The sequence below is a fragment of the Streptomyces sp. MST-110588 genome, assembly GCF_022695595.1.
GTDB lineage: Bacteria > Actinomycetota > Actinomycetes > Streptomycetales > Streptomycetaceae > Streptomyces.
In genome coordinates, this window is record NZ_CP074380.1 from 2,307,033 (window position 1) to 2,330,433 (window position 23,401).

A 23,401-nucleotide genomic window follows, 5' to 3' on the forward strand; every position below is an offset into this window, starting at 1 on the left:
CACGGCCACGACCATGACGACCGACAAGTCCGCCGGACCCGCCCCCTCAGGAACGGGAGCGGGAACGGAAACAACTGACGAGTTCGAGAACGACACACTGACCACGCCCAAAGGGGCCTCCCGCTCCCTCATGGGCTCGCTGCTGCGCCCGCACACCCGTCGCGTCCGCGTCTCCGCGCTGCTCCTGCTGCTCCAGCAGGCCGCCGTGCAGGCGGGCCCACTGCTGGTCGCGTACGCCATCGACCGCGCCGTGCCCGCCCTGCGGGCCCACGACTACGGCCCGCTCATCGCCGTCGCCGTCGGCTATCTCCTGTGTGCCTCGGCCTCCGGCGGCTTCCAGTACGCCTTCATCCGGCTCTCCGCCCGCGTCAGCCAGGACGTCCTCCTCGACCTGCGCGGACGCATCTTCCGCCACGGCCAGGCCCTGAGCCTGGACTTCCACGAGCGCTACACCTCCGGCCGGCTGATATCGCGGGCGACCACGGACGTGGAGTCGCTGCGCGAACTGCTCAACGAGGGCCTGCAGGAGCTGCTGGTCGTCGTGCTGTCCACCCTCTACATCACGGCGACGCTGCTGTACCTGGACTGGGAGCTGGGACTGGCGGCCATCGCCTCCGCCGGCCCGCTCTACTTCCTCGTACGCTCCTTCCAGCGCCGTTCGATGCGGGTCTACAGCGCGAAGTCCACGGCCACCGCCGCGGTCATCGTGAAGTTCGCCGAGACGGTCAACGGCATCCGGCCGGTGCAGGCGTTCCGCCGCGAGCGGGCCAACGACGCCGCCTTCGACCGCCTCAACCGTACGCACGAGCGGGTCAACGGCGACGCGGTCCTGGAGATGGCCCGCTATGTCGTCTCCTCGCGGATGGTCGCCAACTTCGCGGTGGCGGCCATCGTCCTGTGGGGCGCCTACCGGGTCGCCTCCGGCGGGCTGGCCCTGGGCGTCCTGGCCGCCGCCGTGCTGTACCTGCGCCGCCTGTACGACCCGATCGACCGCCTCGGCATGTTCCTGAACTCCTACCAGTCCGCCGCCGCGTCACTCCAGAAGATCGCGGGCCTGCTCGCCCGGCGCCCCGCCGTGCCCGAACCCGCCGCCCCGGTGGCCCTGCCCGCACCGCCCGGCGCACACACCGGCCGCGAGGTGCGCTTCGAGGACGTCAGCTTCGCCTACCGCACGGGCGGCGAAGTGCTGCCCCGCTTCGACCTGACCCTGGCCGCGGGCCGTACGGTCGCCGTCGTCGGCACCACCGGCGCCGGCAAGTCCACCCTCGCCAAGCTCCTGGCCCGCTTCTACGACCCGACCGCCGGCCGGGTGCTCCTGGACGGCGTGGACCTGCGCGAGCTGTCCACGGCCGAACTGCGCCGCAATGTCGTCATGGTGACGCAGGAGGCGTTCCTCTTCTCCGGCACGGTCGCCGAGAACATCGCCGTCGGCCGCCCGGACGCCACCCGTGAGGAGATCGAACGCGCCGCCAAGGCCATCGGCGCCCACGACTTCATCGCCGCCCTGCCCGACGGGTACGACACCGACGTACGCAAGCGCGGCGGCCGGATTTCCGCCGGTCAGCGCCAGTTGGTCGCCTTCGCCCGGGCCCTGCTCGCCGATCCCGCCGTACTGATCCTGGACGAGGCGACCAGCTCCCTGGACATCCCCGGCGAACGTGCGGTGCAGCGCGCCATGGATACCGTCCTGCGCGGCCGTACGGCGGTCGTCATCGCCCACCGCCTGTCCACCGTCGAAACCGCCGACCGCGTCCTGGTCATGTCCCACGGCCGCGTCATCGAGGACGGCCCGCCCACCGAACTCATCACCAAGGAGAACGGCCACTTCGCCCAGCTCCACCGCGCCTGGCAGGACAGCGTGGTCCACTGACGGCCGACGGGGACCGGACCGGCCGGGGAGTTCGGTGGGCCCGGGGTGCCGCCCGCGCTCAGTCTGCGAACTTTCCCGTCCCGGCGTTCCCGCCCGTGCCCGGGGCCTTGCCGCAGAACTCCGCCTCGATGATGTCGTAGTAGACCGACGAGTTGGTCAGCCAGTCGCCGTTGATCTGGAACGTCAGCCGGTGGGAGCCGTCCTTCGTGCCGGTCGTCGCGGACAGTGAGCCGTTGGTCCGGCCGGTGTGCCCGTAGACCGTCACGCCGCAGGACAGCTTCAGGGAGTCGACCCCGAGGCCGTACGCGCCGCCGCCGCCCGCCGGCGCCCCGTCCAGCATCTTGTCGAGCTGGGCGGGCGGCAGCAGACGGCCCCGCATCAGGGCGTGCTGGAAGCGGTTGAGGTCGTCGGCGGTGGAGATGATCTCGCCTGCCGCGCCGAGCCAGGTCATGTTCTGTTCGGTGGCGTCGTGGACGGGGGCGTCGGGGTCCTTGGAGTGGAGCCGGGAGTAGGCGACGGGGTGCGGCGCCGGCATCCTCGGGTCGGTGCCGGGGAAGGAGGTGCCGGTCAGCTTCAGCGGCTCGATGATGCGGCGGGTGGCTTCCTGGGCGTACGTGTGGCCGGTCGCCTTCTCGATGACCAGGCCGGCCAGGACGTAATTGGTGTTGGAGTAGGCCGGGTTCGCCTTGGGCGGCGCCATCTTCAGTGCGACGGCGACCAGGTCCTGCGGCCGGTAGGTGTCGTAGCGGTGCTCGGGAAAGCCGCTGCCCGAGGTCTTGACGTGGAACGCCTCGTCGCCGGTGTAGTCGGGCAGGCCGCTGGTGTGGGAGAGCAGTTGCCGCAGGGTGATCTTGTGGCCGTCGTAGCCGTTGCCGCGTACGAGGCCCGGCAGCCACTTCTCCACCGTGTCCTCCGTGCTCAGCCTCCCCTCGGCCTCCAGTTGGAGCATGACGGTGCCGATGAACATCTTGGTGTTGCTCGCCGCCCGGAAGTGTTCGCCGGTCAAGCGCGGGCGCCCGGTGGCGGTGTCCGACAGGCCCACCGCGCCGGACCACGCACCTCTCGCGTCGTGGACCTTGGCGATCACGCCGGGCAGTTCGCCGGAGCCGACGACCTGCCGCAGTGCGGCCAGGGTCGCCTCGTGGCCGCCCCGGCGGGCCTGCCCCGCCCCGGTTCCGTACGCGGACTTCCCGTGAGTGGATGTTCCGTACGCCGTGTCCGCCGTCGCCCCATAGGGGGCCGCGGACGCGGTCAGGGTGCCCGCCCCGACCGCCGCGGTCGTCGTCAGGGTGAGCAGAACGGTACGCAGGGTACGTACGGGACGCCGGACTCGCTGCTTCATCGATGGTGTCCTTCGCTCGCGAGGGGGCTGGGTGTGCCCCTGTGGCGTGAGGGACGCCGAAGTCCGGTACCGGGGTTGACCGGTGTGCCGTACCGGCCGTACCGGCCCTGACGGGCGGGCGGCGGACTCGGTGGCGCGCGAAGGTGTACGTGCCGCGTGTCCTGTATACGAACCCGATCCTTCGCTCTACGGACGTTTTCCGGCCAACTTCTTGATGAGAGCCTGACAACAACAGCTCTCCGGTGGCACTCTTCCCGGCAGCCGTCGCACGGCCCCCACAGTTCATCCCGTGCGCACGGCCCGCACCATCCCCCCACACGCTCCAAGAGTTCTGCCTCGCTCTGCCCGGACGACCACTTAGCCGCCCGGTTTCCCCCTCGGTCGCGTATCCCAACGGCGCGGCCCCGCAGAAGGAGTCAGTGTGAGACGCACCCCCATGGGCGTCGGCGCGCCGTAGCGACCGGTGCCGTCGTCGCCGTGACGGCGATGCTCGCCGTCGGCGCGCAGACCGGCGCCAGCACGGCCGCCCCGGCACAGGCCGCCAAGTCCTTCGCCAAGCCCGACCCGGGCGCGCTGCCCGTCAAGCTGTCCCCGTCCCAGCGTGCGGAGCTGATACGGGACGCGGGCGCCACCACCGCACAGACCGCGAAGAAGCTGAGTCTGGGCGCGAAGGAGAAGCTGGTCGTCAAGGACGTGTCCAAGGACGTCGACGGCACCACCCACACCCGCTACGAGCGCACCTACGCCGGACTGCCGGTACTCGGCGGCGACCTGATCGTCCACGAGACCAGGAGCGGCAAGGTCGAAGGCGTCACCAAGGCCGTGGCCTCCCAGCTCAAGGTGGACGGCACCACGGCGAAGATCGCGCCGGCCGCCGCCGAGTCCAAGGCCGTCAAGGCGGCGCAGGCGCAGGGGTCCAAGAAGACCACCGCGTCCAAGGACCCGCGCAAGGTGATCTGGGTCGCCGACGGCAAGCCCCTTCTGGCGTACGAGACGGTCGTCGGCGGCCTCCAGGACGACGGCACGCCCAACGAGCTGCACGTCATCACCAACGCCAACACCGGCGCCAAGATCTTCCAGTACCAGGCGATCGAGAACGGCGTCGGCAACAGCCAGTACAGCGGCAAGGTCACCATCGGGACCGCGCCCTCGTACACGATGACCGACACCACGCGCGGCAACCACAAGACCTACAACCTCAACCACGGGACGTCCGGGACCGGCACGCTGTTCACCGACCCCGACGACGTGTGGGGCGACGGCACTCCGCAGAACGCCCAGACCGCCGGCGTGGACGCGCACTACGGCGCGGCGCTGACCTGGGACTACTACAAGAACGTGCATGGCCGCACCGGTATCCGGGGGGACGGCGTCGGCGCGTACAGCCGGGTCCACTACGGCAACAACTACGTCAACGCCTTCTGGTCGGACGACTGCTTCTGCATGACGTACGGTGACGGCCAGGGCAACGTCAAGCCGCTGACCTCGATCGACGTCGCGGCCCACGAGATGACCCACGGCGTCACCTCCGCCACCGCCAACCTCACCTACAGCGGCGAGTCCGGCGGTCTGAACGAGGGCACCTCCGACATCTTCGCGGCGGCGGTGGAGTTCAACGCCAACAACTCCGCGGACCCGGGTGACTACCTCGTCGGCGAGAAGATCGACATCAACGGCAACGGCACGCCGCTGCGTTACATGGACAAGCCCAGCAAGGACGGCCGGTCCAAGGACTACTGGTACTCGGGCATCGGCAACGTCGACGTCCACTACTCCTCGGGCGTGGCCAACCACTTCTTCTACCTGCTCTCCGAGGGCAGCGGCGCCAAGGACATCAACGGCGTCCACTACGACAGCCCGACCTACGACAACCTCCCGGTCCCCGGCATCGGCCGGGCCAACGCCGAGAAGATCTGGTTCAAGGCGCTCAGCCAGTACATGAGCGCGAACACCAACTATGCCGCGGCCCGCACCGCAACGCTGCGCGCCGCCGCCGACCTCTTCGGCCAGGACAGCAGCACGTACAACACCGTCGCCAACACCTGGGCCGCGGTCAACGTCGGCTCGCGGGTGCCCGACGGCGGCGTGTCCGTCACCAACCCGGGCGACCAGACCAGCACCGTCAACCAGCCGGCCAGCCTGCAGATCAAGGCGACCAGCAGCAACAGCGGCGCGCTGAAGTACGCGGCCTCCGGTCTGCCCGCCGGGCTGTCGATCAACGCGAGCACCGGTCTGATCTCCGGTACGCCCACCGCCACCGGCACCAGCAGCGTGACGGTCACGGTCACCGACTCGGCGAACAAGACAGGCAGCACCAGCTTCAAGTGGACGGTCAACCCGGCCGGCGGCGGCAATGTCTTCGAGAACACCGACGACGTCCCGATCCCGGACGCGGGTGCGGCCGTCACCTCGCCGATCAACGTCACCCGCAGCGGCAACGCGCCGAGCAACCTGAAGGTGGACGTGGACATCGTCCACACCTACCGCGGTGACCTGGTCATCGACCTGGTGGCGCCGGACGGCACCGCCTACCGCCTGAAGAACTCCAACGCCTCGGACTCGGCGGACAACGTGAAGGCCACGTACACCGTCGACGCCTCCAAGAGGGCCGCCAACGGCGTATGGAAGCTGCGGGTCCAGGACGTCTACGCGCAGGACACCGGCTACATCAACAGTTGGAGGCTGACCTTCTGAGAGCCGCGCGCCGGCCTCCTGGCCCCGGTGGCCTCACAGTTCGCAGGCCGGGCCCGGTAACTCCATGAAGGTCCGCACACGTCGGGCGTCGCTCCTCGGGAGCGGCGCCCGACTCCGTTATCCGGACATCGATGTTCCCTCCACGGACGATTTCCAGCCAACCTGCGGACATGGTCCTGACATGAACGCGCTCAACTGGCAATGTCCCCCACGCACGTCACACCCGCACCGCTTTGCACCCCCACGTCATTGGCAAAGTAGAAGGAGTACGCGTGACCCCCCACATACCCCGTCACGTCTCGAACCGCCGCTTTTCCCGCAAGACCCGCATCACCGGCTCCCTGATCGCCGCCGCGGCCCTGGTCGCCGCCGGCGTCACCGCCGGCACCGCGGGCGCGTCCCCAGCCCCGCCCAGGCCACCCCACAGGCCGCCGCCCAGGGCGCCACCCCGCTCAAGCTCACCGCCTCGCACCGCGCCGAGCTGCTGCGCGACGCCGACGCCACCAAGGCGCGCGCCGCCCAGGAGCTGGGCCTGGACGCGAAGGAGAAACTGGTCGTCAAGGACGTCGTCAAGGACGCCGACGGCACCACCCACACCCGCTACGAGCGCACCTACGCCGGACTGCCCGTCCTGGGCGGCGACATGATCGTCCACCGCGCGAAGAACGGCACGGTCAAGAGCACCACCAAGGCCGTCAAGGCAGCCGTCAAGGTGGCCTCCACCCAGGCGAGAATCGCCCCGAAGGCCGCCGCACAGTCCGCCCAGGGCACCGCGGTCAAGACCCTCGGCGCGAAGAAGGCCGACGCCAACCAGCCCCGCAAGGTGGTCTGGGCCGCCTCCGGCACGCCCGTCCTGGCGTACGAGACCGTCGTGGAAAGCGTCAAGAAGGACGGCACCCCCAGCAAGTTGCACGTCATCACCGACGCGACCAGCGGCAAGAAGCTCTTCCAGTACGACGCCGTGCACACCGGCAAGGGCGAGAGCGAGTACAGCGGCAGCGTCGAGCTGAGCACCTCCAAGGAGGGCAACGGCTTCACCCTGACCGACGGCGAGCGCGGCGGCCACAAGACCACCAACCTGGCCAACGGCGAGTCCGGTGACGGCAAGGCGTTCTCCGACGAGGACGACAAGTGGGGCAACGGCAAGGCCGACGACCCGCAGACCGCCGCCGTGGACGCCCACTACGGCGCGGCGCAGACCTGGGACTACTACAAGAACGTGCACGGCCGCAGCGGCATCAAGGGCGACGGCAAGGCCGCCTACAGCCGCGTCCACTACGGCAACAACTACGTCAACGCCTTCTGGTCGGACGACTGCTTCTGCATGACGTACGGCGACGGCCAGGGCAACAAGCACCCGCTGACCGCCCTGGACGTCGCGGCCCACGAGATGACCCACGGCGTCACCTCCGCCACCGCCAACCTCACCTACAGCGGCGAGTCGGGCGGCCTCAACGAGGCCACCTCCGACATCTTCGGCACCGCCGTGGAGTTCCACGCCAAGAACGCCACCGACCCCGGTGACTACCTCATCGGCGAGAAGATCGACATCAACGGCGACGGCACCCCGCTGCGTTACATGGACAAGCCCAGCAAGGACGGCCAGTCCCAGGACAACTGGGACTCCAAGACCGGTGGCCTGGACCCGCACTACTCCTCGGGCGTCGCCAACCACTTCTTCTACCTCCTCTCCGAAGGCAGCGGTGCCAAGGAGATCGGCGGCGTGAAGTACGACAGCCCCACCGCCGACGGCTCCAAGGTCACCGGCATCGGCCGCGACAAGGCCGAGAAGATCTGGTTCAAGGCCCTGACGACCTACATGACCTCCAACACCGACTACAAGGCCGCCCGCGAGGCCACCGTCAAGGCCGCCACCGACCTCTACGGCGCCGACAGCGCCGAGGTCAAGGGCGTGGAGTCCGCCTGGACCGGCGTAGCCGTCAAGTAACCCACCCGACCGGGACGGGGTGACGTGCACCACCCCAGGGCGTCCCCCGCAAGGCATCAACGGCCTTGCGGGGGACGCCTTTCCTTGAACCGTCATTTTCCCTGCGCCCGCACCCGCACCCGACGGGGACGGAGCGCCGGCCGGGGTCAGCGCATCAGGACGCCGGCGGCTTCGCTGGTGGATTCGGAGGGGACGGCGAGGAGGCCGAGGTCGGCGGGATGGGTGAGGAGGGGGTGGGCGGGCAGGATGCGGACGGTGTAGCCGAAGGAGCCGGTGCGGTCCAGGGCGAGGGGACCCTCGTAGAGGCGGCGGCCTTCCAGGTCGGGTCCGCCGGTGGGTTTGAGGGCGATGGTGGTGGCGTCGGTGATGCGGTCGGACTCGTCCACCCGGCCGGAGACGACCTGGACCTCGACGTCGTCGGGGAGCAGGTCACCCAGGGCGACGCGGACCCGCAGGGCGAGGGTGGCGCCCAGTTCGGCGCTGCCGTTGGCGGGGGCGGTGGGGACGCCGGTCTCGACGTGGTCGACGGTGACCTGGGGCCAGGCGGCGCGGACGCGGGCCTTCCAGCGGGCCAGTTCGCCGGCCACCTCGGGGGTCAGCACGCGCTGGGCGCGGGCGGCGGGGGCGTACAGCCGTTCCACGTACTCGCGCACCATGCGTCCCGCCAGCACCTTCGGTCCCAGGGTGACCAGCGTCTGGCGGACCATCTCGACCCAGCGCTGCGGGATACCGGTGGCGTCACGGTCGTAGAAGCGGGGGGCGACCCGGGCCTCCAGGAGGTCGTACAGGGCGCCTGCCTCCAGCTCGTCGCGCCGGTGCTCGTCGATGGCGGAGCCGTCGGCGGTGGGGATGGACCAGCCGAAGTCGGGTTCGTACCACTCGTCCCACCAGCCGTCCAGGACCGAGAGGTTCAGACAGCCGTTGAGCGCGGCCTTCATGCCGGAGGTGCCGCACGCCTCCAGGGGACGCAGGGGGTTGTTGAGCCAGACGTCGCAGCCGGGGTAGAGCTTCTGCGCCATGGCCATGCCGTAGTCGGGGAGGAAGACGATGCGGTGGCGTACGCGCGGGTCGTCGGCGAAGCGCACCAGGTCCTGCACGAGCCGTTTGCCGCTGTCGTCGGCGGGGTGGGCCTTGCCCGCCACCACGATCTGGATGGGCCGTTCGGGGTGCAGCAGCAGGTCCATCAGGCGGTCGCGGTCGCGCAGCATGAGGGTCAGGCGCTTGTAGGAGGGGACCCGGCGGGCGAAACCGATGGTCAGGACGTCCGGGTCCAGCGCGCCGTCGATCCAGCCCAGCTCGGCGGCGCCCGCCCCGCGCTGGCGCCAGGAGTCGCGCAGCCGGCGCCGTACCTCTTCGACGAGCTGTTCGCGCAGCACCCGGCGCAGATCCCACACGGCGGCGTCGGGGATCTCGGCGACGGCGGACCAGCGCCGGGAGTCGCCGACCGACAGCGCGTCCTCCGTGCGCCCGGCGCCGATCTGCCGGGCGCCGAGCCGGAAGACCTCCGGCGCGACCCAGGTCGGCGCGTGCACCCCGTTGGTCACGGAGATGATCGGCACCTCCTCGGGGTCGAAGCCCGGCCACAGTCCGGCGAACATCTCCCGGCTGACCTGGCCGTGCAGGGTGGAGACGCCGTTGGCGCGCTGGGCCAGGCGCAGACCCATGACCGCCATGTTGAACAGGTTCGGTTCGCCCTGCGGGTAGGTCTCCATGCCCAGGGCCAGGACGCGTTCGACGTCCACGCCCGGCAGCTCGCCGTCGTCGCCGAAGTGCCGGGCGACCAGTTCGCGGTCGAAGCGGTCGATGCCCGCCGGGACCGGGGTGTGGGTGGTGAAGACCGTACCGGCCCGTACGGTCTCCAGCGCCCCGTCGAACTCCAGGCCGCCGGCACCGGTCAGCTCGCGGATGCGTTCCAGGCCCAGGAAACCGGCGTGTCCCTCGTTGGTGTGGAAGACCTCGGGCTCGGGGTGCCCGGTCAGCCGGCAGTACGTCCGTACGGCCCGTACCCCGCCGATGCCCAGCAGCATCTCCTGGAGGAGGCGGTGCTCGCTGCCGCCGCCGTAGAGCCGGTCGGTGACGTCCCGCTCGCCGGGGGCGTTCTCCTCCACGTCGGAGTCCAGGAGCAGCAGCGGTACGCGTCCCACCCGCGCCTGCCAGACGTACGAGCGCAGCCGCCGGCCCGCGGGCAGCGCGATGGCGACCTGGGCGGGTGTGCCGTCACCCTCCCGCAGCAGCTCCAGCGGCAGCTCGTTGGGGTCCAGGACGGGGTAGTGCTCCTGCTGCCAGCCCTCGCGGGAGAGCGACTGGCGGAAGTAGCCGTGCCGGTAGAGCAGCCCGACGCCGATCATCGGTACGCCCAGGTCGCTGGCGGCCTTGAGGTGGTCGCCGGCGAGGATGCCCAGGCCCCCGGAGTACTGGGGCAGTGCGGCCGTGATGCCGAACTCGGGTGAGAAGTAGGCGATAGCGGCGGGCAGTTCGGCCTGCGGGGCGGTCTGGTACCAGCGCCGGCCGGCCAGATAGTCGTGCAGGTCGTCGGCGGCGGCGGTCAGCCGGCGCAGGAATCTGCGGTCCTCGGCCAGCTCGGTGAGCCGCTCGGCCGAGACGTTGCCCAGAAGCCGTACGGGGTCGCCGCCGCAGCGCTGCCACTCCTCGGGGGCGACGGCCTGGAAGAGGTCACGGGTCTCGGGGTGCCAGGACCAGCGCAGATTGCGCGCCAGATCGCTCAGCGGTCGCAGGGGCTCGGGGAGGACGGGGCGCACGGTGAACCGACGAATGGCCTTCACGCTTCGACGGTAGCGCCGGGTACCCGTTCTCTCCCTCCATTCCCACGGAATCCGGTCGGCAACCACCCGCGCCGGTGGTGCCGGTGGCGTATGCGGCGTACACGACGTACGCGTACGGGTTCGGCCGCGCCGCGGTGCCGCACGGTCTGCGCGGACGATATGGCCGATTCCGCCCCGCCGTGCGCTCTTGTACGGACTCGTGTGCGACGAGAGGCTGCGGTACGGCGCCGACCGGGGCGGGGCGGGGGCCGGCCGCCGCGCCCGGTTCCGCGGCGCGCCGCCTGAGTTGAGGAGGGGAACTCCATTCATGGCTGGTACCCGCATACGCACCCGCCGCCGACGGACGCTCCCGGCCGTCGGCGCCGTCACCGCGGCGGCCCTGACCGCCGTCACCCTGCCGGCGTACGCCGCCCCACGCCAGGGGACCGTCCTGGGCGAGGAGGCGCCCGGCACGGTACGCGGCAGCTACATCGTCACGCTCAAGAGCGGGCCAGGGGGGATCGCGGCACCGTCCCGGGAGGGCCGGCGGCTGGCCGCCGCCTACGGGGCGCGGATCAGCCGCCTGTACACCACGGCCGTCAACGGTTACGCGGTCAGCGCGCGTCCGGACCAGGCCCGGCGGCTGGCCGCGGATCCGGCGGTGGCGTCGGTGGCACGGGATCAGGCGGTCTCGCTGGACCGGACCTGGGCCACCGCCTCACCCCGGGCCCATGCCGCGCCTCGGGCCGACGCCGCAGACCGGGCCCACTCCTGGGACCGGTCCGCCGCCGCCCGACCCCCGTCCCGTACGCAGCGCAACCCCCGTCCTGGGGCCTGGACCGGCTCGACCGCCGGAACCTGCCGCTGGACCGCTCGTACACCTGGCCGAAGTCCGCCGGCAAGGGCGTCACCGTGTACGTGATCGACACCGGCGTACGCACCACGCACCGGGACTTCGGCGGCCGGGCCACCAGCGGCTGGGACTTCGTGGACGACGACCGGGACGCGCGGGACGGCAACGGGCACGGGACGCATGTGGCCGCCACCGTCGCCGGCCGTGCCTACGGCGTGGCCAAGCAGGCCCGGGTCGTGGCGGTGCGGGTGCTGGACAACCGGGGCACGGGCACGGTCGCGCAGGTGATCGCCGGCATCGACTGGGTGGCCCGGCACGCCCGGCGCCCGGCGGTGGCGAACCTGAGCCTGGGCACCGCGGCGGACCCGCAACTGGACCGGGCGGTGCGCAACGCCGTCGCCGCGGGGGTGACCTTCACGGTCGCGGCGGGCAACGGAGGCGGCCCGGCCGGCGCGGGCTCCCCCGCCCGGGTGAAAGAGGTGGTCACGGTCGGCGCGAGCGACTCCGGGGACCGCCGGGCTCCCTTCTCCAACTGGGGACCAGCCCTGGACCTGTTCGCCCCAGGTGTGGGCATCACTTCCGCGTGGAACTCGGGTGACAAGGCCAGGCGGACCCTTTCCGGTACGTCGATGGCCGCTCCGCACGCCGCCGGCGCCGCCGCGCTGTATCTGGCAGGGCACCGGAAGGCGGGACCCAAGGAGGTGCGGGACGCGCTGGCCACCCGGGCGGCACCGAACCGGATCAAGGGTGCGGGCCGCGGCTCGCCGACGACGTTGCTCCAGGTCCCCACAGGGTGGTGACCACCGGCCGGAGCCGGGCCGGTCCTGCCTGGGGGCGGGGCCGGCCCCGTCGTCGGTGGCCGCTGCCGGTGGCCGGGAGCAGGTGAACGTCATCGGGTTGCCCGCCCGTACACCCTGGGAAGGCTCCCCCGGTATCTGCGTACCTCCGTGCCGTCGTATCTCCGCACCACCGCAGCCCACGCCACCACCCGACGACCACGGCCCATCGCCCACCGCCCCCAACCGAGTGAAAGCGGACAGGAGCGCCCATGCCCGCACCGCGTCCCCCTACCACGGAGCGGATACAAAGGACAAAAATCGGCGAAGCACCTCAAACCTATGGTGATCCCATGATCGGTCGCATCCCTGTCCTGGACCTCCGCCCGCTGATCGACTGCGGGCGCCGCCCGGCCAAGGCGGTGGTGGGCGAGACGTTCGAAGTGTCGGCCACCGTCTTCAGAGAAGGGCACGACGCGGTCGCCGCCAACGTCGTGCTGCGGGATCCCTCCGGGCGCTGCGGCCCCTGGACGCCGATGCGCGAGCTGGCGCCCGGGACGGACCGGTGGGGCGCCGATGTCACGCCCGACGTCGAGGGCCGCTGGACGTACGCGGTCGAGGCGTGGTCGGACCCGGTCGCGACCTGGCGCCACCATGCCCGCATCAAGATCCCGGCCGGTCTGGACACCGCCCTGGTCCTGGCCGAGGGCGCGGCCCTGCACGAGCGGGCCGCCGCGGGGGTGCCCAAGAGCGAGGGCCGCGAGGCGGTGCTGGGCGCCGTGGACGTGCTGCGCGACGAGCAGTTGCCCGCCGCCACCCGGCTGGCCGCGGCGCTGGCGCCCGAGGTCACCGAGGCCCTGGACCGCCATCCGCTGCGCGAGCTGGTCACCGCCTCCCGCCCGGCGCCGCTGCTGGTCGAGCGCCGGCGCGCGCTGTACGGGTCGTGGTACGAGTTCTTCCCGCGCTCGGAGGGCGCGGTGGTCGAGGAGGGCAAACCGCCGGTGCCCGGCACGCTGCGTACGGCCGCCGAGCGGCTGCCCGCCATCGCCGCGATGGGCTTCGACGTCGTCTACCTGCCGCCCGTCCACCCCATCGGCACCTCCTACCGCAAGGGCCCCAACAACTCACTGTCGGCGGGGCCCTACGACGTGGGCTGCCCCTGGGCCATCGGCTCGCCCGACGGCGGCCACGACGCCCTGGACCCGGCGCTGGGCACCTTCGCCGACTTCGACGACTTCGTGCGTACGGCCGGTGATCTGCGGATGGAGGTGGCGCTGGATTTTGCACTCCAGTGCTCCCCCGACCACCCGTGGGTGGAAAAGCACCCCGATTGGTTCCACCACCGCGCCGACGGCACCATCGCCTACGCCGAGAACCCCCGAAGAAGTACCAGGACATCTACCCGATCGCCTTCGACACCGACTTCCGGGGCCTGGTGCGGGAGACCGAACGGGTGTTGCGTTTCTGGATGGCGCGCGGCATCCGCATCTTCCGCGTCGACAATCCGCACACCAAGCCGGTGCTCTTCTGGGAAAAGGTCATCTCGGACATCAACCGCACCGACCCGGACGTCATCTTCCTGGCCGAGGCGTTCACCCGGCCCGCGATGATGCACACCCTGGCGCAGGTCGGCTTCCAGCAGTCCTATACGTACTTCACCTGGCGCAACACCAAGCACGAGCTGACGGAATACCTGACCGAACTCTCCGGCGAGGCGGCCTCGTACATGCGGCCGAACTTCTTCGTGAATACCCCGGACATCCTGCACGCCTATCTGCAAGAGGGAGGGCGCACCGCCTTTGAAGTACGTGCCGTCCTGGCCGCCACCCTCTCGCCGACGTGGGGCGTCTACGCCGGATACGAGTTGTGCGAGTCGACTCCCGTACGAAGTGGGAGCGAGGAGTACCTCGACTCGGAAAAGTATCAACTCAAGCCACGCGATTGGGAGACAGCGGCCCGCGAGGGACGTACGATCGCACCGCTCATCACCACACTGAACCGGCTGCGCCGCCGGCACCCGGCGCTCCAGCAGCTCCGTACACTCCGTTTTCACCACGCCGACAACGACGCGGTCCTGGCCTACTCCAAGCGGGACGGTGACGGTGCCGGAGCCGACACCATCCTGACGATCGTCAACCTCGACCCGCACCACACCCACGAGGCGACGGTCTCGTTGGACATGCCGGCACTCGGCCTCGAACGGCTCGAGTCCTTCCCGGTGCGCGACGAGCTCACCGGCGAGACCTACCACTGGGGCAGAGACAACTATGTGCGCCTTGAGCCGGGTCGTTCCCTCGCGCCCGCGCACGTGCTGTCTCTGCGACCGTCCTCACCGATCGGAGGGTCACCCAATTGATCGTCAATGAGCCCGTCCCGGACAAATTCGAGGACACCCCGGCACAGGACCGTGATCCCGACTGGTTCAAACGGGCTGTCTTCTACGAAGTCCTGGTGCGCTCGTTCCAGGACAGCAACGGCGACGGCGTCGGCGACCTGAAAGGCATCACGGCCAAGCTGGACTATCTGCAGTGGCTGGGCGTGGACTGCCTGTGGCTGCCGCCCTTCTTCAAGTCGCCGCTGCGGGACGGCGGTTACGACGTCTCGGACTACACGGCCGTCCTGCCCGAGTTCGGCGACCTGGCCGACTTCGTGGAATTCGTGGACGCCGCGCACCAGCGCGGGATGCGGGTCATCATCGATTTCGTCATGAACCACACCAGCGACCAGCACCCGTGGTTCCAGGAGTCGCGCACCGACCCCCACGGGCCGTACGGCGATTACTACGTCTGGGCGGACGACGACAAGCAGTACCAGGACGCGCGCATCATCTTCGTCGACACCGAGGCGTCCAACTGGACCTTCGACCCGGTGCGCAAGCAGTATTTCTGGCACCGCTTCTTCTCCCACCAGCCCGATCTCAATTACGAGAATCCGGCGGTGCAGGAGGAGATGCTCTCCGCCCTGCGCTTCTGGCTCGACCTGGGCATCGACGGGTTCCGGCTCGACGCGGTGCCCTATCTCTATGCCGAGGAGGGCACCAACTGCGAGAACCTGCCCGCCTCGCACGCCTTCCTCAAGCACGTACGCGCCGAGATCGACGCGCATTACCCGGACACCGTCCTGCTGGCCGAGGCCAATCAGTGGCCGGAGGACGTCGTGGACTACTTCGGCGACTACAGCGTCGGGGGCGACGAGTGCCACATGGCGTTCCACTTCCCGGTCATGCCGCGCATCTTCATGGCCGTGCGCCGGGAATCCCGCTACCCCGTCTCCGAAATCCTCGCCAAGACCCCGGAGATCCCCTCCAACTGCCAGTGGGGCATCTTCCTGCGCAACCACGACGAGCTGACCCTCGAAATGGTCACGGACGAAGAGCGCGACTACATGTACGCGGAGTACGCCAAGGACCCGCGGATGCGCGCGAACATCGGCATCCGGCGCCGGCTGGCCCCGCTCCTGGACAACGACCGCAATCAGATCGAGCTGTTCACCGCGCTGCTGCTCTCGCTGCCCGGCTCACCGATCCTGTATTACGGCGACGAGATCGGCATGGGCGACAACATCTGGCTCGGCGACCGGGACGCGGTCCGTACGCCGATGCAGTGGACGCCGGACCGCAACGCCGGATTCTCCTCCTGCGACCCCGGGCGGCTCTTCCTGCCGACCATCATGGACCCGGTCTACGGCTATCAGGTCACCAATGTCGAAGCGGCGATGAGCAGCCCCGCCTCGCTGCTCCACTGGACCCGCCGGATGATCGAGATCCGTAAGCAGAATCCCGCCTTCGGCCTGGGCACCTACACCGAACTCCCCTCGTCCAACCCGGCGGTTCTGGCCTTTCTGCGGGAGTACCAGGACGACCTCGTGCTGTGCGTGCACAATTTCTCCCGCTTCGCCCAGCCCACGGAACTGGACCTGCGGACCTTCAACGGCCGCCATCCGGTCGAGCTGATCGGCGGGGTGCGCTTCCCGGCCATCGGCGAGTGGCCCTATCTGCTCACCCTCGCCGGGCACGGGTTCTACTGGTTCCGGCTGCGGCGGGGGGTGGTCTGAGCCCGGACCGTACGGGGCGCGGCGCGTGCCCGGACCGTACGCGGGCGCGCGGGCCCGGGCGCGGGTACGGGCACGCGGGCAGGGACGTACGGGCGCGCGGGCGCCCGGATTCCGGGGCGGAAAATATCCGTCCGGATGCCCGCCGCGCGGCGCTCCCGGGCGTTTTCCGACCGCCCCCATGGGCACTCTCCCTACTACCGCACGGGCCGGGTGAGCCATCGCCGCGTCCGCGCCGTCCGTGGCACACGCCGGGGGCGCCGCTGCCGTACGGACGATCCTCGCCCGACACGTCCCGTACCGCCGCACAGTCAAGGCCGCATTCCGGGACACTTTGCCCTACCTGTCGTGTGCCCGGGGAAAGGACGCGACGCCATGTCGGATACCGCCTCGACCCGTGCCACCCCAACCACCCGAAGCACCCCTGACCGGCTGACGGCCACCGCCCCCGCCCTGCTGTCCTCGCTCGTGCCGCTGCTGGGCGAATGGATGCCACGCCAGCGCTGGTTCGCGGGGAAAGGACGGCCGATCGCGGGCTTCGAGCTGGTCTCGGCGACCGAACTGCTGCCGTGCGGCGCGGGCGGCGCCACACCCGGGCTGCTCCACCTGCTCGTACGGGCCCGGCAGCCCGGCAGCACGGCGCAGCAGCCCGGCACCGCCGACTGCTACCAGCTCCTGCTGGGGGTGCACAGCGCGCTCCCCCCGCAGCTCGCGCCCGCCGTGGTCGGGCGCCCCAGCGGTGGCCCGCTGAACGGCCGTACGGTGTACGACGCGCTGCTGGACGCCCGGCTGTGCGCACTGCTGCTGGAGCGGCTGCGGGTGCCCGGACGGCTCGGGGCGCTGCGGTTCCAGCGCGAGGCGGGCACCACGATCTCCTCCGGCATGCCCGCCCGCCCGGTCACCGCCGAGCAGTCCAACTCCTCGGTGGTGTACGGCGATTCCTACATCCTCAAGGTGTTCCGGCGCACCGCGCCCGGCCTGAACCCGGACCTGGAACTGCCGCTGGCGCTGGCCCGCGTCAAGTGCTCACGGGTGCCGGCGCCCGCCGCCTGGTTCGAGGCCCAGGCGTGCGAAGGGCCGCCGGTCATCGGCGGGGCGGGCACCGGGCCCGGTGGCGTCACCGGGACCGGCCCGGACCACGCCACCGTCATCGGCCCGGCGGCGGGCGCGGACGCGCCGGACCGCGAACCCACCACACTGGGAGTGCTCCAGCCCTTCCTCCAGGGCTCCGCCGACGGCTGGCAGCTCGCCCTGAACGCGCTGGCGGTACGGGCCGACTTCACCGGTCCGGCCCGGGCGCTGGGACACGCCACCGCCGAGGTGCACATCGCGCTGGCCGAGGCACTGCCCACCGTGGAGCTGCGGCGCCCCCAACTCGACGTGATCGCCGCCGGCATGAACGAACGGCTGGAGTACACCGCCCAGGCCGTACCCGCGCTGCGCCCCTACTGCGCTCGGCTGCGCACCGCCTTCGACGAGCTGGCCGCGCTGGGCCACGACGGCCGCTCCTGGACCGCGCAGCGCGTCCACGGCGATCTGCACCTGGGCCAGACCCTGCGCTCGGCCGACGAGGGCCGCTGGTCGCTGATCGACTTCGAGGGCGAGCCGACCAGGCCGCTGGCCGAGCGGCGCCGTCCGCAGCCGGCCGTGCGCGACGTCGCGGGGATGCTGCGCTCCTTCGACTACGCGGCACGCAGCGGCCCGGCCGGCGGGGACGCCTGGTCGCTGGAGTGGGCCCGGCGGGCACGGGCCGCGTTCTGCCTCGGTTACGCGGAGGCCGGCGGGCTCGACCCGCGCTCCGCGCCCGAGCTGATGCGGGCGTACGAGACCGACAAGGCGGTCTACGAAGTCCTCTACGAGGCACGGCACCGGCCCGACTGGCTACCGGTCCCGATGGCCGCGGTACGGCGGCTGGCGGGCGCGGAGCCGGGCCGGGGCGCGGACGGGGACACGGTCGCGGACAGGGACGCGCTCGATGGCCTCGCGTGAACCACTCGTCCGTGTCCGACGGCGTACGCGGCGTACGCCGCCGGCGCGCGCCCGGCCCGTACGCGCCGTGCCGGTAAGCGCCGTGCCCATATCCATCCCGCTCGGCCGTCTCGAGGCAGTAGGTTCCGTGCCGGTACGTGCCGCGCCTCCCCGCGGAACGCCCGTACCCGTGTGCCCGCCCGAAGAGCGCGGCACGGGCGTACCCGCCCCCATCTGTCCGTACCCCCCTGCCGGCGCCGCCACCGTCACCGTCCTTGTCACCGGCACCGGCTCCGGCCCCACCGACGCCCCGCCGAGGAGGCTTCTCCCGTGACCGCCCGTCCGCCGTCCCGCCGTCCCTCTTCCGAATCCGCGCCCGCGCGCGAAGCAGCTCCCCAGGAGCCGGCTCCACGGAGCACCGCCTCATGGGAGGCGGTGCCCCGGGTGTCCGGCGTACCGGCGACGTTCCTGCCGGGCGCCGGCGCCGAGGCGTACGAGCCCGCCGCCCCGGCCGACTCCGCCTCCCGGGCCGAGCCGGCCACGCGCGCCGAACCGGCCACCCGTGCCGAACCGAGCCCCCGCACCGAACCCGCCACGCGCACCGAACCCGCCCCCCGCGCCGAGCCCACGGCCCCCGCCGAACCGGCTCCCGGGACCGCGCCCGCCGCCCACCCGGAGCGCCCGCCGGCCCAGCGTGACGGCGCCATGCCGCCGGCGGCCCGCCCCGCGCCGGCGGCGACGGCACCGGCCCCGCCCCCCTCCTTCGGTGGCACCACGGGCGTACGCCCCGCGCCCCCCATGAACCCCGGCGACCGCGACCGGCTGCTCAGCGGCGCGCACCACGACCCGCACGGGCTGCTCGGCGCCCACCCCTGCCCGAGGGTGTGCTCTTCCGCGCGCTGCGCCCGTACGCCAAGGCCGTCGCGGTGCTCGCCGAGGGCCTGCGCGTCGAGCTGTTCGACGAGGGTGACGGCCTCTTCGGCGGTGTGCTGCCGCTGACCGCGATCCCGGCGTACGAGCTGGTCGTCACGTACGAGGACAACACCCTGACGGTGCACGACCCGTACCGCTTCCTGCCCGCCCTGGGCGAGCTGGACCTGCACCTGTTCGGCGAGGGTCGCCACGAGGAGCTGTGGCAGGCGCTCGGCGCGCGCCCGATGGTCCACCAGGAGGTGACCGGCACCCGCTTCACCGTCTGGGCGCCCGACGCCCTCGGGGTGCGGGTCGTGGGGAACTTCAACTACTGGGACGGCACCGGCCTGCCGATGCGCTCGCTGGGCTCCTCGGGCGTATGGGAACTGTTCGTCCCGGGCCTGGGCGAGGGCGAGCTGTACAAGTTCGAGATCACCCGCCCGGACGGTACGCGCACCATGCGGGCCGACCCGATGGCACGCCGTACGGAATGCCCGCCCGCCAACGCCTCCGTCGTCCACGCCTCGCACCACCGCTGGAAGGACCAGGCGTGGATGGAACGGCGGGCCACCCGCCCGGTCCACCAGGCGCCGTTCTCCGTCTACGAGGTGCACCTGGGCTCCTGGCGGCCGGGGCTCACCTACCGGCAGCTCGCCGCCCAGCTCCCCGCGTACGTCGCCGACCTCGGCTTCACCCACGTCGAGCTGATGCCGGTCGCCGAGCACCCCTACGGCGGCTCCTGGGGCTACCAGGTCACCGGCTTCTACGCGCCGACCGCCCGCATGGGCACCCCGACGACTTCAAGTTCCTCATCGACGCGCTGCACCAGGCCGGGATCGGCGTCCTGATGGACTGGGTGCCGGCGCACTTCCCGCGCGACGACTGGGCGCTGGCGGAGTTCGACGGGCGCCCGCTGTACGAGCACGAGGACCCGGCGCGGGCCGCGCACCCGGACTGGGGCACCCTGGAGTTCGACTACGGGCGGACGGAGGTCCGCAACTTCCTGGTGGCCAACGCCGTGTACTGGTGCGAGGAGTTCCACATCGACGGGCTCCGGGTGGACGCCGTCGCCTCGATGCTCTACCTCGACTACTCGCGCGAGGCGGGCGAGTGGACGCCCAACGTCCACGGCGGGCGGGAGAACCTGGACGCGGTCGGCTTCCTCCAGGAGATGAACGCCACCGTCTACCGCCGCTGCCCGGGCGTGGTGACCATCGCCGAGGAGTCCACGGCCTGGGACGGCGTCACCCGCGCCACCCACCACGTCGGACCGGGCGGCTTCGGCGGCCTGGGCTTCGGCCTGAAGTGGAACATGGGCTGGATGCACGACTCGCTGGACTACGTCTCCAAGGAGCCCGTACACCGCAAGTACCACCACAACGAGATGACCTTCTCCATGGTCTACGCCTACTCGGAGAACTACGTCCTGCCCATCTCGCACGACGAGGTCGTGCACGGCAAGCGCTCACTGGTGTCCAAGATGCCGGGCGACTGGTGGCAGCAGCGCGCCAACCACCGCGCGTTCCTGGGCTACATGTGGGCGCACCCGGGCAAGCAACTCCTCTTCATGGGCCAGGAGTTCGCCCAGGGCGCCGAATGGGCGGAGGGCCACGGCCCCGACTGGTGGCTGCTGGACCCCTCGTACTCCGCCGAACCGGACCACCGGGGCGTACGCGACCTGGTCCGCGACCTGAACGGCGTCTACACCGCCACGCCCGCCCTGTGGGAGCGCGACACCGACCCGCGCGGCTTCTCCTGGATCGACGGCGACGCGAGCGAGGACAACGTCTTCGCCTTCCTGCGCCTGGACGCCCAGGGCACACCTCTGGTCGCGGTCTCCAACTTCTCCCCCGTCGTACGGCACGCCTACCGGCTCGGGGTCCCCGACCACATCACGTCCTGGCGGGAAGTCCTCAACACCGACGAGACCCGCTACGGCGGCAGCGGCGTCACCAACCCCGCCCCCCTGACCCCTGATCCCCTCCCCGCCCATGGCCGCCCCACCTCCATCACCCCGGTCCTCCCCCACTGGCCACAGTCTGGTTCCGCCCGTCCTGACCCACCCCGCCCCGACACCGACGGGCCCGCCGGAACCCCGTACCCCTCCGTACGGCTTCCGAGCGGGCCCGCGGGCAGGCGTACTCAACTCGCGGTCGCGGTCCGAATCCCCAGGGCGACCAGCACGGCTCCCGCCAGGCGGCTCATCCCGCACCGGAACCCGGGAGTGTCCACCGCCGTGCGCGCGGCGGCGACCACGGATGTCCAGAACAGCAACCACACCAGCACGACGGCCATATGCGCGACCGCGAGCCCGGCGATCTGCGGCGCGACGGGGCGGTCGGGCGTGAGGAACTGCGGCATCAGCGACAGGTAGACCGACGCCGCCTTCGGATTGAGGACGTTGGACCACAGCCCCTGCCCGAATCCCCCGAGCCGGGCCCACGGCAGGCGCCAACGTCCCCCTGCCGTCGCCTCGACGCCCCGGCGCGCCGAACGCCACGTGCTCACGCCCAGCCAGACGAGATAGACGCCGCCCATGAGCTTGACCACCGTCCCAGCAGCAACGTGGAGATCGCTTACGGGGTAGCCCCTGGCCCAGTGCACGGCGCAGCGGATTCAGTGGCCGGCACAGCGAGCCCGAAGGTCAGGAAAGTCGCCTCGCTCTTGTACCGGCCTGCCGGCACTCCGGAACGCGCCGGCTTCCTACACGCCTGCGGGCTGCTTCGGGTCGCCGTCGCGGCGGCCGGGGGTGCCGCCGGTGCCGGTGTCCTCGGTGTCGGTGTCCCCGGCCGGTGTCGTCGGGCTGTCGTGGTCGTCCGTTACGAGGGTGCGTTCGTCGAAGGGGAGGCGGCCGGTGAGGACTTGGGTGGCTCGGGCGGGGTCGAACTCCTTGGTCCAGGTGCCGATCAGGATGGTTGCCACCGCGTTGCCCGCGAAGTTGGTCAGGGCCCGGGCCTCGCTCATGAAGCGGTCGATGCCGACGATCAGGCCGACGCCGTCGACCAGGTCGGGACGGTGGGACTGGAGGCCGCCCGCCAGGGTCGCCAAGCCGGCGCCCGTCACGCCCGCCGCGCCCTTCGAGGCGACGATCATGAAAAGCAGGAGGGAGATCTGCTGGCCGACCGGCAGCGGGTCGCCCATGGCCTCCGCGATGAACAGGGAGGCCATGGTCAGGTAGATGGCGGTGCCGTCGAGGTTGAAGCTGTAGCCGGTGGGGACGGTGATGCCGACCACCGGTTTGCTGACGCCCAGGTGTTCCATCTTGGCGATCAGCCGGGGCAGCGCCGACTCCGAGGAGGAGGTGGACAGGATCAGCAGGAACTCGCGGGCGAGGTATTTCAGGAGGCTGAAGATGTTGATGCGGGCCACCAGCCGCAGGAGGGTGCCGAGTACGAGCAGGACGAACAGCGCGCAGGTGAGGTAGAAGCCGATCATGATGACGGCCAGCGACTTGAGCGCGTCGACGCCGGTCGCGCCGACCACCGCCGCCATCGCGCCGAAGGCTCCGACCGGCGCCGCCCACATGATCATCGACAGCACCCGGAAGACCAGCTTCTGGAGGTGGCCGATGCCGCGCAGTACGGGCTCCCCGGCCCGGCCCATCGTCTGGAGCGCGAAGCCGACGAGCAGCGCGACCAGCAGCGTCTGGAGCACTTCTTGGTGGGTGAGGGCGGAGACCAGCGTGGCGGGGATGATGCCGAGCAGGAAGTCGGTGGTGGACTTCGCGCCGCCCTCGGTCTGGGACTGTCCGGCGTGCCGCAGGGCGTCGGTCAGGTGCAGCCCGGAGCCGGGCTCCAGAAGGTTGCCGACCACCAGGCCGATCGCGAGGGCGACCGTGGACATCACCATGAAGTAGCCCAGCGCCAGGCCGCCGACCGCGCCGACCTTGGCGGCCTTGCGGACCGAGCCGATGCCCAGCACGATCGTGCAGAAGATCACCGGCGAGATCATCATCTTGATGAGGTTGACGAAGCCGGTGCCCAGCGGCTTCAGGGCGACGGCCACGCCGGGGGCGGCGAAGCCCACGGCGATGCCGGCCAGCACCGCGAGGATGACCGCGATGTAGAGGTAGTGGGTGCGGTCACGTTTCTGCGGTACGGGTGCGGTGCGCCCGGTGTTCTCCCCGGACGGCGGGGTCTGTGCGGCCACGGCTGTCTCCTCGGTTCTCGGGTCCCGGCGACTATGCACGCCACTGTGGCGCCCGTCACCCTTGTGTGCATTTCGTT

Annotated in this window: 8 protein-coding genes and 4 pseudogenes; 8 read left to right on the forward strand and 4 right to left on the reverse strand. The window is 71.2% G+C overall.

Annotation, left to right across the window (positions count from 1 at the left end):
- The first annotated feature begins 13 nt into the window (after window positions 1-13).
- Entirely contained in the window at window positions 14-1,870 is a 1,857-nt protein-coding gene (locus KGS77_RS10060; RefSeq protein ID WP_242587396.1) for an ABC transporter ATP-binding protein, read from the forward strand.
- A 58-nt stretch (window positions 1,871-1,928) separates the two neighbouring features.
- On the opposite strand, the gene KGS77_RS10065 is transcribed toward KGS77_RS10060, so the two are convergent.
- Window positions 1,929-3,212 (reverse strand): serine hydrolase domain-containing protein, encoded by a 1,284-nt coding sequence (locus tag KGS77_RS10065; protein ID WP_242580373.1) that lies wholly within the window; start codon window positions 3,210-3,212, stop codon window positions 1,929-1,931.
- A gap of 486 nt (window positions 3,213-3,698) precedes the next feature.
- Here KGS77_RS10065 and KGS77_RS10070 point away from each other — a divergent pair, with 486 nt between their 5' ends.
- Complete coding sequence (locus tag KGS77_RS10070) at window positions 3,699-5,906, forward strand: M4 family metallopeptidase (RefSeq protein ID WP_242587397.1); 2,208 nt, start codon at window positions 3,699-3,701, stop codon at window positions 5,904-5,906.
- Window positions 5,907-6,190: 284 nt separating this feature from the next.
- Window positions 6,191-7,854 (forward strand): annotated as a pseudogene (locus tag KGS77_RS10075) (M4 family metallopeptidase).
- Window positions 7,855-8,000: 146 nt separating this feature from the next.
- Here the strand turns inward: KGS77_RS10075 and KGS77_RS10080 are convergent.
- On the reverse strand, window positions 8,001-10,637 hold the full coding sequence (locus KGS77_RS10080; protein ID WP_242580374.1) for a glycosyltransferase family 1 protein: 2,637 nt from the start codon (window positions 10,635-10,637) through the stop codon (window positions 8,001-8,003).
- Between the two features lie 307 nt (window positions 10,638-10,944).
- On the opposite strand from KGS77_RS10080, the pseudogene KGS77_RS10085 reads away from it, so the two are divergent.
- From KGS77_RS10085 to glgB, 5 genes and pseudogenes are all read left to right on the forward strand, one after another.
- Window positions 10,945-12,269 (forward strand): annotated as a pseudogene (locus KGS77_RS10085) (S8 family peptidase).
- Window positions 12,270-12,598: 329 nt separating this feature from the next.
- Window positions 12,599-14,601 (forward strand): annotated as a pseudogene (locus KGS77_RS10090) (alpha-1,4-glucan--maltose-1-phosphate maltosyltransferase).
- On the forward strand, window positions 14,598-16,298 hold the full coding sequence (gene treS, locus KGS77_RS10095; protein WP_242580375.1) for a maltose alpha-D-glucosyltransferase: 1,701 nt from the start codon (window positions 14,598-14,600) through the stop codon (window positions 16,296-16,298). Before KGS77_RS10090 ends, treS begins: the two are co-directional and overlap by 4 nt.
- A 372-nt stretch (window positions 16,299-16,670) precedes the next feature.
- Entirely contained in the window at window positions 16,671-18,284 is a 1,614-nt protein-coding gene (locus tag KGS77_RS10100) for a maltokinase (RefSeq protein ID WP_242580376.1), read from the forward strand.
- A gap of 777 nt (window positions 18,285-19,061) precedes the next feature.
- Window positions 19,062-21,233, forward strand: a pseudogene (glgB, locus tag KGS77_RS10105) (1,4-alpha-glucan branching enzyme).
- Window positions 21,234-21,317: 84 nt separating this feature from the next.
- Here the strand turns inward: glgB and KGS77_RS10110 are convergent.
- A complete protein-coding gene (locus KGS77_RS10110) occupies window positions 21,318-21,713 on the reverse strand; it encodes a LysE family translocator (RefSeq protein WP_242587399.1) in 396 nt (131 codons plus the stop codon).
- A gap of 165 nt (window positions 21,714-21,878) precedes the next feature.
- The gene (locus KGS77_RS10115; RefSeq protein WP_242580377.1) at window positions 21,879-23,324 is read right to left on the reverse strand and encodes a cation:dicarboxylase symporter family transporter; all 1,446 of its coding nucleotides are present in this window, start codon (window positions 23,322-23,324) and stop codon (window positions 21,879-21,881) included.
- Window positions 23,325-23,401 lie beyond the last annotated feature (77 nt).

Bases quoted from the DNA above. Each gene is read 5' to 3' on its own strand.
- KGS77_RS10060 (WP_242587396.1), top strand. From the start codon at position 14: ATGACGACCGACAAGTCCGCCGGACCCGCCCCCTCAGGAACGGGAGCG.
- KGS77_RS10065 (WP_242580373.1), bottom strand. From the start codon at position 3,212: ATGAAGCAGCGAGTCCGGCGTCCCGTACGTACCCTGCGTACCGTTCTG.
- KGS77_RS10070 (WP_242587397.1), top strand. From the start codon at position 3,699: ATGCTCGCCGTCGGCGCGCAGACCGGCGCCAGCACGGCCGCCCCGGCA.
- KGS77_RS10100 (WP_242580376.1), top strand. From the start codon at position 16,671: ATGTCGGATACCGCCTCGACCCGTGCCACCCCAACCACCCGAAGCACC.
- KGS77_RS10110 (WP_242587399.1), bottom strand. From the start codon at position 21,713: ATGGGCGGCGTCTATCTCGTCTGGCTGGGCGTGAGCACGTGGCGTTCG.